We start from the raw sequence: 10,949 nt of genomic DNA, 5'->3' as shown, positions 1-10,949 counted from the left end.
TCCGCACCGACAGTCCCGGCCGGTTCGCGCAGGGCCGAACGCCATGAAAGGTCCTTTCCTTGCGAAATTTGCAAGGAAAGGACCTTTCATGGCGCTTGTGGACTGTGACTTACGTGATGTCCTTCTTCTGGTTCACGGCCCAGCCGGCGAGGAAGAAGATCATCGTCCAGCCGAAGAAGATGAGCGCCGAGGCCCACCACGAGAACGCGCCGGGGGCACCGGCCGCGTACTGCAGCGCCCACGCCGTCTCGTCCTGCAGGCCGGGCACCTTCACGCCGGCGGCGCCGAACGCCTCCGCGCCGATGGCGCCCACGATGCCGTTGACCGTGCCGTTCGGCAGGACGCCGCCCAGCCAGGTGATGTCGGCGGCACCGAACATGACGAACACCAGCACGTTCTCGACCACCAGCATCCAGATGGTCAGCGTGATGATGCTGCCGACCACGCTGCGCCAGACCGCGCCGACCCCGATACCGAACAGGGTCGCCAGGATCGTCGCGAGGACACCCGCGCCCAGCACGCCCAGCCACTGGCCCGCCGTCGGCAGGCGCTGGCTGTCGACCGTGATCACGGTGCCGAGGCTCGCCGCGCCCACGATGATCACGCCGTAGATCGCGCCCCAGGCGATGTAGGTGATCATCTTCGCGCTCAACGCCGAAACCCGGTTCGGGGCGGTGAGGAACGTCGTCGTGATCGTCTTCTTCGTGTACTCGCCGGCGAGGGCGAAGACGCCGAAGATGATCGGGATCATCGTGCCGATGTTGATGCCGTGCCCGAGCGCGAGCAGACCGACCGGCAGCTCACCGGTCGAGATGCCGAGCGCCTCGGTCAGCTCACGGGTGTCCGAGCGGCCGAGGAAGTCGCTGAAGTCGTTGGTGACCATGCCCCAGAACAGGGCGAACGCGAAAGCGAAGACCACCGCGGGGATCATCAGCGCCCACCACGCCTTGAGCGTGAGCGTCTTGCGGAACTCCGCCTTGATCAGGTTGCCCATCAGCCCTGGCCTCCCCAGCCCTCGTTCTGGCCCTGCTGCTGCGCCTGCTGCTGAGGCGGCGCCTGCTGGTACTGCGGTTGCTGCGGCGGCTGACCCTGCTGCTGGAACTGCTGCGGCGGCGCGAAACCGGGCGGCGGCGTGTTCTGCGGCGCGTAGCCGGGCGGCGGCCCCTGATAACCGGGCGGCGGGCCCTGATAGCCCGGAGGCGGACCCTGGTAGCCCGGCGGCGGGCCCTGCTGGAAACCGGGCTGCGGCGCCGCGTACTGGCCCTGCGTCAGCTGGAAGAACATGCGCTCAAGATCCGCCGTCTCCTCCTGCATGCCGTAGACCGCGATGCTCGCCTTCGCGGAGACGTCACCGATCTGCTGCACCGTCGCGCCGGAGACCGCGACCCGGCCGTCGGGCATCGGCGCGACCTGCGTGATCCCCGCCTCCTGCAACGCGGAGACGAGACCGCTCGCGTCGGCGGACTGCACCAGCACCCGCGACTGGTTGCTCTTGCGCAACTGGTCCAGCGAGCCGTTGTAGCGCGTCATGCCCTGGCTGATGATCACGACCTGGTCGATCGTCTGCTCCACCTCGTTCAGAAGGTGGCTCGAGACCAGCACCGTGCGCCCCTCACGCGCGTACGCGCGCAGGAAGTTCCGAAGCCACAGGATGCCTTCGGGGTCGAGCCCGTTCGTCGGCTCGTCCAGCACCAGCACCTGCGGATTCCCCAGCAACGCCGTCGCCAGCGCCAGCCGCTGCCGCATACCGAGCGAGAACCCGCCCGCCTTGCGGTCCGCCGCCGACGAAAGACCCACCAGCCCCAGGACCTCGTCCACCCGCTGATCCGGCATCCCGATCGCCGCCGAGTACACGCGCAGGTGATTCCGCGCCGTGCGTCCCGGGTGGAAACCCTCGTTCTCCAGCACCGAACCGACGACCCGTGCCGGATTCCCCAGCTGGTCGTGCGGGCGCCCGTTGATGGTCGCCGTGCCGTTCGTGGGCGTCACCAGCCCGAGCAGCATCCTCAGCGTCGTCGTCTTCCCGGCCCCGTTGGGCCCCAGGAAGCCGGTCACCGAACCGGGCTCCACCGTGAAGCTCAGATTCTGGACCGCGTTGACCGCACCGAACTGCTTGCTCAGGTTCTGCACCGCGATGCGGCCACTGCCGTCGTGCATACCGTCCCCTTTTGTTGACGAAGGCCGATCACGCGACATCCTGCCTCACGGGGTGAGTCCGCACCCGAGGAAGGGGTCAATCCGCCGAAAGCGACCTTCGTCACGTTCCACCGGGTGACGAATCCGTCCTCCAGGGCACCCGCCGCTGCGCCGAATGGCCGCTGACTACCGGATATACGACGCAGAGCGCGGAAAATCACCGACTCCACCAGAGGTTCGTGAAGAAATAATTCGGAAGACATGGCAACCCCATGCAGCGCGACGGCGACTTATTACCTACGATGTAGGAGGCGGCCCGCTCCCAGTGACCCCCAGGCTGGTCGAGCGGGCCGCCCTCAGCCCCTTTGCCCCACCTTGGTCGGTGCTTGCGCACCTTCCCGAAGGTGGGGCTTCGTCGTATCACCCGGGGGGCCGAGCCCCCCGGACCCCCGCGGTGCGGTCGGCGCCGGTTGGCGACGGGGTTGGCCTAGGGCGCGGGGCGCCCTGGCCTGGTGACGATCGGTTCCTGAGTTCGTGAAGGTGTCCTCATGGAGCGAGGGACCTTTGCTCTTGGGCAAAGGTCCCTCGCGTGGGAGTGTGGCGTGGGGGGTCAGGCCAGGACGGCGGCCAGCTCCGTGGCGGGCAGGTCGTGCGCGGCCGCGACCGGGGCGTTGGTCAGCGCGCCCGCGTGCGTGTTGAGGCCCTTCGCGAGCGAAGCGTCGGCCTGCAGCGCCTTCTGCCAGCTGTGGTCCGCCAGCTGGACGGCGTACGGCAGCGTCACGTTGGTCAGGCCGTAGGTCGAGGTGCGGGGCACCGCGCCCGGCATGTTCGCGACGCAGTAGAACACCGACTCGTGGACCTTGTAGGTCGGCTCGTCGTGCGTGGTCGGCCGCGAGTCGGCGAAGCAACCACCCTGGTCGATCGCGATGTCCACCAGCACGCTGCCGGGACGCATCCGCGACACGAGGTCGTTCGAGACCAGCTTCGGGGCCTTCGCGCCGGGCACGAGCACCGCGCCGATGACCATGTCGGCCTCCAGCACGGACTGCTCGACCGAAAGCGCGTTCGAGGTCACCGTGCGGATGCGGCCGCCGAAGTCGTTGTCGATCTGGCGGAGGCGGTCGACGTTGGTGTCGAGGATCTCGACGTCCGAGCCGAGGCCGAGCGCGACCCGCGCCGCGTTGAGGCCTGCGACACCGCCGCCGATCACGACCACGCGCGCCGGGTGGACGCCGGGGATGCCGCCGGGCAGGACGCCGCGGCCACCGCTCGGCTTCATCAGGGAGAACGCGCCCACCTGCGGCGCCAGCCGTCCGGCGACCTCGGACATCGGCGCGAGCAGCGGCAGCGCGCGGTTCGGGGTCTGCACCGTCTCGTAGGCGATCGCGGTGGTGCCCGCGGCCAGCAGCGCGTCGGTCAGCGGCCGGTCCGCGGCGATGTGCAGGTAGGTGAACAGCACCTGGTCGGCGCGCAGCCGCGGGTACTCCTCGGCGATCGGCTCCTTGACCTTGAGCACGAGTTCGCCCTCGGACCAGGTCTCCTCGGCGGTGGCGAGGATCTTCGCGCCCGCGGCGACGTACTCGTCGTCGGAGATGGACGAGCCGACGCCCGCGCCGGTCTCGACGAAGACGTCGTGGCCGCGCCCGGTCAGTTCGTGCACGCCCGCCGGGGTGAGCGCCACCCGGTATTCATGCTTCTTGATCTCACGGGGGACGGCGATACGCACGGAAAGCCTCCTGGCGACGGTTCTGCGAACAAGGTGCTGCCACTCACGGTGAGCCACCCGGACGGCGGTGTCATCGTTCGCCGGAGACAGTGTTGAGAACCGATCATGGTTTTCGCGGCACAATCGCTTGACCTCCAGTCAACTGGAGCTTGCACCTTGGGTCACATGAGAGCCGTGTGGTTGAAAGAGTTCGGCGGGCCCGAAGTGCTCGTCGCGGGCGACGCCCCGGATCCGGTGCCCGCAGCGGGCCAGGTGCTGATCGAGGTGGCCTTCGCCAACATCACGTTCGTCGAGACGCAGTTCCGGGCGGGCGGGGGCGGGCCGTTCCGCGCCGAGCCGCCGCTGATCCCGGGCAACGGCGTCGGCGGCGTGATCAGCGCGGTCGGCGAAGGGGCGGACCTCGGTCTGGTCGGCAAGCGCGTCGTGACCTCCACCGGCGGTTCCGGGGGCTACGCGGAACGGGTCGCGGTCGACGCCGAAGCCGTTTTCGAGGTGCCGGACGGCCTGGCCCTCGACGCCGCGGTGGCGATCCTCGCCGACGGCCGCACGGCGACCGCGCTGGTGACCGCCGCGCGGATCCGGCCGGGGGAGCGCGTGCTCGTCGAGGCGGCGGCCGGCGGGGTCGGCGGGCTGGTCGTCCAGCTCGCCAAGGCCGCCGGTGCCGAGGTCGTCGGCGCGGCGGGCGGTGCCGCGAAGTCCGAGCACGTCCGGGAGCGGGGCGCCGACCTGGCGGTCGACTACCGCGAGCCGGGCTGGGCGGAGAAGGCGGGCGAGGTCGACGTCGTGTTCGACGGGGTCGGCGGTGAGATCGGGACGGCGGCGTTCGGTTTGCTGAAGCCGGGCGGCCGGATGCTGATCTACGGCCTGTCGAGTGGTTCGTGGACGGAGGTGTCCGAAGAGGACGCCGCCGCGCGCGGGGTCACGGTGATCCGGGGCCTCGGTGGGCCCGATCAGATGCGGGCGTTCACCGAGTCCGCGCTCGCCGAAGCGGCCGCCGGACGGCTGGAACCCGTGATCGGCCAACGGTTCCCGCTCGCGCGGGCGGCGGACGCGCACGCGGTCATGCAGTCGCGGGGCGCGCTCGGCAAGACGTTGCTCGAGGTCTGATGTTCGACGTCGACGAATTCCTCGCTGGTCCCCTGACGGCCAGGGTCGCCGCGGCCGGGCCATCTGTACGCCCCACCTGGTACCTCTGGGAGAAGAAGGCCTTCTGGATCCTCACCGGACCATGGGCACGGCTGGCCGGTCTCGTCCGCGAGTCGCCGTCGATCGCGGTGACCGTCGACGTGTGCGACGTCGGCACCGGCCTGGTGCGGCAGGTGCTCGCGCGCGGTGAGGCCGAGGTGCTGCCGTTCGACGTCCCTCGTGGACAGCGGCTGCTGAGCCGGTATCTCGGTCCCGACGAGAGCAAATGGGATGCGCGTTTTCGTTCTTACCTGCACGATGATCCCGAGGTGAAAGGGACCGTCTGGGTCCGGATGGTGCCGAAGAGATTCGTCGCCGAAGACCTCGGCTATCGGGTATGACGCACGGCCGCGTTCGCTGGGGGTGGGCGCGGTCGTGCAACCTGCGAAACGGTAAATGCAGCACGATCGAGTCAAGATGTTGATCTTACTGGCCGGTAAGCTGCCATTCTGTTCCGCATGACAAATCAGGACTGGCGGCGGGAGCGGCGTGTCCGCACCGTCGACACCGAAGGCAATCCGGCCGATGTCATCGTCGGCCTTGTCGAAACCCCCGGGCATGGATACGAAGCCGCGCTTCGGGTCGACGGTGGCCCCGGTGTTCTTTTGCCGCTTTACCCCGGTGCCGATCTGCTCGCCGCGGTACGGCAGACCATTGAGGACGGATATCGCGCCAGCGCGCACTGAACCGTCGAATGTCATGAAAGGGTCTTTCAAGACGTTTTCCGTCCTGAAAGACCCTTTCCTGACGTCCGGGTGCGGAATGTCGCGCTACAAAGTGTTCGTTATCGAGCAGTTTGTAGTGGAATCAACTCCACCGCAGGGAAACGAGTTGCGTGATCAACGCCAGCCGGACGTCGGGATCGTCGAGATCCAGCGGGACGAGGTCGAGCAGCCGTCGCATCCGGTACCGCAGGGTGTTGGGGTGGATCCGGAGTTCCTTCGCGGCCGCGCGTGGGTCTCCCGGATGCCGCAGCCACTGGTAGAGCGTGTCGACGTAGCCGCTCTCGTGGGCTTCGTCGTGTGCGCGCAGCAGGCCGAGCGGGCCGAGCTCGGCGACCTTCGAGGTGCTCGCCGCCGTCGCGCCGCGATGCAGCGAGAGGGCGGTCCACGCCTCGTCGAAGACCACGACGCGGCCAGGGACGAGCTTCGCGCGAAGCAGGCCCAGCGCCTCGTCGGCCTGGAGCCGTGAGGTCGCGAGCTCGCCGATTTCGCAGGCCGAACCGGCGGCCGCCCGCGGTGTCCCGCCCTTCCGCGACGACGGCAGGGCTTCGAGCGCCGCCCGGAGTTCGTCCCAGCCGTCGCCGTCCGGGACGACGGCGTAGAGGACGCCGCCGAGTTCGGTGGCCACCGGCCGCCTGCCGACACCCTGCGAGATCCGTTCGAGGAGCGCGAGCCGCAAGCCCTCGTCGTCGCGGCCGTCGCCGCCGGAGACCTCGATGACGACCACGCGGTGCGGCTCCTCGGACAGGTCGAGTTCCGCGATCGCCTTGCGCGGGCTGGCCTTCCCTTCGAGGACCGCGCGCAGGAGCTCGGCCGAGACCCGGCGTTGCGAATCGGTGTGCGCGCGGCGGCGCAGCAGATGCAGCGCGACGACCGGGGCCGCGTCGGCGAACGCGGCCGCGCGTTCGTCGGAGACCGGGCCCGCGACGACCGCCCACATCGACCCCAGCAGTTCGCCGCCCATCCTGATGGGCACGATGAGCCGGGGCAGGGTGCCGTCACGTTGCGCAGGTACGAAGATCGTCTGCCGCCCACGGGAAAGTTCGCGGAACACGCCTCGCGACCGGAACCGCGCGAGCACGTCGTCCGGGATGCGGCGGCCCATGATCGTGGACACGCGCGCCGAGTCGGTCAGGTCCTGCCGGGCCGAGTACGCGAGCACCCGCGAGTTGGTGTCTTCGATGGTGACGGGCGCGTCGACCACCGAAGCGACCGCGTCCGCGAGCCGGAAGAGATCACCGGAACCGGGGCCGCCGCCGTCCTCCAGCGCGTCCGACTCGTCGGCCAGCGCGTCGAGGACCGTCCTGAGCAGCCAGACGAGCTGGGCCCACGACGTCGCGGAGCGCACCTCGATCAACGCGATGTCGGCCGATTTCGCCGCCCGTTTCACCGAGGGTTTCGCCGCGAGCGGGGGTTTCAGCAGGACGGCGGCGGCGCCTTTGGCCGCGCTGAGCTTGACGAGTTCGGCGGCGTCCGGGGTCTCGGTGATCGCGACGCCGAGGACAAGGTCCCCCGCGGCCAGGGTGTGGCCGGGCTCGGCGATGACGACGTCGCCGACCGCGGGGGACTCCTCGGGGACCTGGAGGGCGTGCAGCAGCGTCGGCCCCACCCGGTCGACGACAGTGCGCACGGAAACCATGGGGTGATTGTCCAGCAGGTGGAACCGCCGCACACGTCAGACCTCGCGGGGAGTCCTCCCGGCCGTAGCGTTCGCCGAAGAACATCTCCTCGACCGGCGCCTCCACGCTCGCGCCCGCGAACACCGCGCGCCGCACGCCTTGCCGTAGAAGGAAAGCGACCTGTCGATGTCCTTGACGAACAGATGCGGCGTCAAGCCGAGCGCCCGGCTCACGCCGACTCCGCGCGCTTCAGGAGCCCCGCCTGGTCGGCGATCGCGACGAGCCTGCTCAGGAACTCCGCCTCGCGGGCGGCGACTTCGCGGCCGGCGCGGGTCAGCCGGTAGTAACGGCGGCGGGAGTCGTGCGGCTGGTCCTCGCTCGCGTCCGGGGCCTCTTCGACCAGGCCGTCGGCGACGAGCCTGCCGAGGGTCCGGTACAGCGTGCCCGGGCCGAGTCGGTCGGTGCCGCCGCTCACTTCGTCGACGAAACCCATGATCGCGTAGCCGTGCGCGCGCCCTTTCGCGAGCGCCAGCAGGGTCTGGAACGCCGCGGGCGTGAGCTGCGGGTTGCCGTCGGCCATCCGCGAAGCATACACTCCGATCTCGTTATATCCATTATGGATACAAAGGAGGCGGACGTGGCGATTCGAGGCGTGCACAAGATCGTGGTCGGCGTGCGGGATCAAGAGCGCGCGAAGCGGTTCTGGTCCGAAGTCGTCGGATTCGAGATCACCACCGACGTGCCGTACGACGACAACGGGAACCGGTGGGTCGAGGTCACTTCAGCCGATGGGGTGACGTCGCTCGTCCTGAGCACCGCGCCGGAGGACCTCAAGCGCTTCGAGGTGCGGGACGAACTCCCGACGGGCAATTTCTTCTTCTACGCCGACGACATCGAAAAGACGTACGAGGAGCTTTCGGCGAAGGGCGTCGAGTTCCCGGCCAAGCCGGAGAAGCAGCCGTGGGGCTGGTGGGCGATGTTCACCGATTCAGAGGGCAACAGGTTCGCTCTCCAGGAAAGGAATCCCACCTCCTGAGAGCGGTTGGGTGCTCCGTCCGGCGGAGCTAGCTTCGGTGCCAACAGCCGAAACCCCTTGAGCCGCTAGGAGAATCGCGATGAGCGCGGACGGATGGTCGTTCGAGACCAAGCAGATCCACGCGGGTGCGGCGCCGGACACCGCCACCGGCGCGCGGGCGACCCCGATCTACCAGACCACCTCGTACGTGTTCCGCGACAGCCAGCACGGCGCCGATCTGTTCAGCCTCGCCGAGCCCGGCAACATCTACACGCGGATCAACAACCCCACGCAGGACGTGCTGGAGCAGCGGCTCGCCGCGCTCGAAGGCGGGGTCGCGGCGCTGGCGTTCGCCTCCGGGACCGCGGCCACGACGGCGGCCATCCTCAACCTCGCGAACGCCGGTGACCATTTCGTCTCCAGCCCGGCGCTTTACGGCGGCACGTACAACCTCTTCCACTACACGCTGCCGAAGCTCGGCATCGAGGTCTCGTTCGTCGAAGACCAGGACGACATCGAGCAGTGGAAGGCCGCCGTCCGGCCCAACACCAAGCTGTTCTTCGCCGAGACGCTGGCCAACCCGGGCAGCAACGTCCTCGACATCCGCAAGGTCGCCGACGCCGCGCACGAGTCCGGTGTCCCGCTGGTCGTGGACAACACCGTGCCGACGCCGTACCTCGTCCGCCCGATCGAGCACGGCGCCGACATCGTGGTCCACTCGGCGACCAAGTACCTCGGCGGGCACGGCACCACGGTCGCCGGGGTGCTGGTCGACGGCGGCACCTTCGACTTCGGCAAGGACCCGGCGCGGTTCCCCGGGTTCAACGAGGCCGACCCGAGCTACCACGGTCTCAAGTACTGGGAGGCGCTCGGCCCGGGCGCGTTCGCCGCCAAGGCCCGGGTCCAGATCCTGCGCGACACCGGCGCCGCGATCGCGCCGCTCAACAGTTTCCTGATCCTGCAAGGGATCGAGACACTTTCGCTGCGGCTGGAGCGGCACGTGTCCAACGCGCAGGCGCTGGCCGAATGGCTGGAGCAGCGCGACGAGGTCGAGAAGGTGTACTACGCCGGGCTGCCGTCGAGCCCGTATTACGAGGCCGCGAAGAAGTACCTGCCGAAGGGCGCCGGCGCGGTGCTGTCGTTCGATCTCCGCGGCGGCGTCGAAGCCGGACGGGCCTTTGTGGACGGTACGGAACTGCACAGCCAGCTGGTCAACATCGGCGACGTGCGCAGCCTGATCGTGCACCCGGCGTCGACGACGCACAGCCAGCTCACGCCGGAGGAGCAGCTGTCGAGCGGTGTCACGCCGGGCCTCGTGCGGCTCGCCGTCGGCCTGGAAGGGATCGAGGACCTCAAGGCCGACCTCGAGGCCGGATTCCGGGCGGCGAAGGCCGCTCTGTGACCGGTGCTTGGCGAGAGGGAGAGCCGCCTGGACGTCGCCGCTTCGTCAGCGGCGTCCAGGCGCTCGAAACCGGCGGGACGCTGCCCTTCACGCTCGCCTACGAGACCTGGGGAACACTGAACCCTAGTGCCTCCAACGCGATTCTCGTCGAGCACGCGCTCACTGGGGACAGTCACGCCGTCGGCCCTGCGGAAGAGGGGCACGTCAGCCCCGGCTGGTGGGACGGCCTGGTCGGGCCGGGCAAGGCGATCGACACGGACGAGTTCTTCGTCGTGGTCCCGAACGTGCTCGGCGGCTGCCAGGGGTCGACCGGCCCGTCGTCGGCGCATCCGGACGGAAAGCCTTGGGGCAGCAGGTTTCCCGCCGTGACGGTCCGGGACCAGGTGGCGGCCGAGACCGTCCTCGCCGACGCGCTCGGTATCGGCCGGTGGGCCGCGGTGATCGGCGGTTCCATGGGCGGGATGCGTGCGCTGGAATGGGCGGTGAGCGAACCGGAGCGGGTCGCGGCGCTCCTCGTCCTCGCGTCCACCGCGCAGGCGTCGGCCGACCAGATCGCCTGGGCCGCACCGCAACTGCACGCCATCCGGTCCGATCCGGGCTGGCACGGCGGCGACTACTACGACGTCCCGGGCGGCGGTCCGGACGCCGGGCTCGGCATCGCGCGCCGCATCGCGCACGCGACTTACCGCAGCGAAGCCGAACTGGCGCAACGATTCGGCCATCGCCATCAGGACGGTGAGGACCCGCTGCGCGGCGGCCGGTTCGCCGTCGAGTCCTATTTGGACCATCATGCCGGGAAGCTGTCACGCCGGTTCGACGCGGGCAGCTACGTGGTGCTCACCGAATCGATGAACACCCACGACGTCGGCCGCGGGCGGGGCGGCGTCGCGACCGCGCTCGGCCGGATCACCGCGCGCACCGTCGCGGCCGGGGTGGACAGCGACCGGCTCTACCCGCTGTACCAGTCGCGGGCCATCGCGGACGGGGTCGCCGGGGCGGAGTTCGCCGTCGTCGCGTCGCCTTATGGGCACGACTCGTTCCTGATCGAGACCGAGCAGATCGGGCGGCTGGTGAAGCTCCTGCTGGGATAGCCGCGCCAGCCGCACGGCGCGACATGCTGTTGCGAAAGCCACTTTCGCAACGT

General features: G+C 69.5%; 11 protein-coding genes. 6 read left to right on the top strand and 5 right to left on the bottom strand.

The window, feature by feature from the left end; translation table 11 throughout:
- Window positions 1-109 precede the first annotated feature (109 nt).
- The 3 genes from AMK34_RS36370 to ald form a co-directional block, all read right to left on the bottom strand.
- A complete protein-coding gene (locus AMK34_RS36370) occupies window positions 110-994 on the bottom strand; it encodes an ABC transporter permease subunit (protein WP_005150670.1) in 885 nt (294 codons plus the stop codon).
- The gene (locus tag AMK34_RS36365; protein WP_038508698.1) at window positions 994-2,157 is read right to left on the bottom strand and encodes an ABC transporter ATP-binding protein; all 1,164 of its coding nucleotides are present in this window, start codon (window positions 2,155-2,157) and stop codon (window positions 994-996) included. The genes AMK34_RS36370 and AMK34_RS36365 overlap by 1 nt, the downstream gene beginning before the upstream one ends.
- Before the next feature lie 589 nt (window positions 2,158-2,746).
- Window positions 2,747-3,862 carry an alanine dehydrogenase gene (gene ald, locus AMK34_RS36360; protein ID WP_073848359.1) on the bottom strand — a complete coding sequence of 372 codons (1,116 nt, stop codon included), beginning with the start codon at window positions 3,860-3,862 and terminating at the stop codon, window positions 2,747-2,749.
- A gap of 165 nt (window positions 3,863-4,027) precedes the next feature.
- Here ald and AMK34_RS36355 point away from each other — a divergent pair, with 165 nt between their 5' ends.
- From AMK34_RS36355 to AMK34_RS36345, 3 genes are all read left to right on the top strand, one after another.
- Window positions 4,028-4,969, top strand: coding sequence for a zinc-binding dehydrogenase (locus tag AMK34_RS36355; RefSeq protein WP_073848358.1), 942 nt, complete (start codon window positions 4,028-4,030; stop codon window positions 4,967-4,969).
- On the top strand, window positions 4,969-5,388 hold the full coding sequence (locus tag AMK34_RS36350; protein WP_038508711.1) for a pyridoxamine 5'-phosphate oxidase family protein: 420 nt from the start codon (window positions 4,969-4,971) through the stop codon (window positions 5,386-5,388). Before AMK34_RS36355 ends, AMK34_RS36350 begins: the two co-directional genes overlap by 1 nt.
- Before the next feature lie 117 nt (window positions 5,389-5,505).
- On the top strand, window positions 5,506-5,733 hold the full coding sequence (locus tag AMK34_RS36345) for a hypothetical protein (protein WP_007033850.1): 228 nt from the start codon (window positions 5,506-5,508) through the stop codon (window positions 5,731-5,733).
- A 121-nt stretch (window positions 5,734-5,854) separates the two neighbouring features.
- Here AMK34_RS36345 and AMK34_RS36340 read toward each other — a convergent pair whose 3' ends face one another.
- Both AMK34_RS36340 and AMK34_RS36335 read right to left on the bottom strand, forming a co-directional pair.
- On the bottom strand, window positions 5,855-7,408 hold the full coding sequence (locus tag AMK34_RS36340) for a PucR family transcriptional regulator (RefSeq protein ID WP_073848427.1): 1,554 nt from the start codon (window positions 7,406-7,408) through the stop codon (window positions 5,855-5,857).
- Between the two features lie 209 nt (window positions 7,409-7,617).
- Window positions 7,618-7,968, bottom strand: coding sequence for a PadR family transcriptional regulator (locus tag AMK34_RS36335; RefSeq protein ID WP_073848357.1), 351 nt, complete (start codon window positions 7,966-7,968; stop codon window positions 7,618-7,620).
- A gap of 57 nt (window positions 7,969-8,025) precedes the next feature.
- Between AMK34_RS36335 and AMK34_RS36330 the strand changes: the two genes are divergently transcribed.
- From AMK34_RS36330 to metX, 3 genes are all read left to right on the top strand, one after another.
- The gene (locus AMK34_RS36330) at window positions 8,026-8,424 is read left to right on the top strand and encodes a VOC family protein (RefSeq protein WP_038508717.1); all 399 of its coding nucleotides are present in this window, start codon (window positions 8,026-8,028) and stop codon (window positions 8,422-8,424) included.
- A 79-nt stretch (window positions 8,425-8,503) separates the two neighbouring features.
- Window positions 8,504-9,805 (top strand): bifunctional o-acetylhomoserine/o-acetylserine sulfhydrylase, encoded by a 1,302-nt coding sequence (locus AMK34_RS36325; protein WP_073848356.1) that lies wholly within the window; start codon window positions 8,504-8,506, stop codon window positions 9,803-9,805.
- Window positions 9,802-10,896: a homoserine O-acetyltransferase MetX gene (metX, locus tag AMK34_RS36320; RefSeq protein WP_073848355.1), complete on the top strand. Its 1,095-nt coding sequence runs from the start codon at window positions 9,802-9,804 to the stop codon at window positions 10,894-10,896. The genes AMK34_RS36325 and metX overlap by 4 nt, the downstream gene beginning before the upstream one ends.
- The last annotated feature ends 53 nt before the right edge of the window (window positions 10,897-10,949 follow it).

Origin of the sequence: Amycolatopsis sp. CB00013 (assembly GCF_001905755.1) — a bacterium.
GTDB lineage: Bacteria > Actinomycetota > Actinomycetes > Mycobacteriales > Pseudonocardiaceae > Amycolatopsis > Amycolatopsis japonica.
The sequence above is the reverse complement of the archived record's forward strand: the minus strand, read 5'-3'. Positions and strand labels throughout refer to the sequence as shown.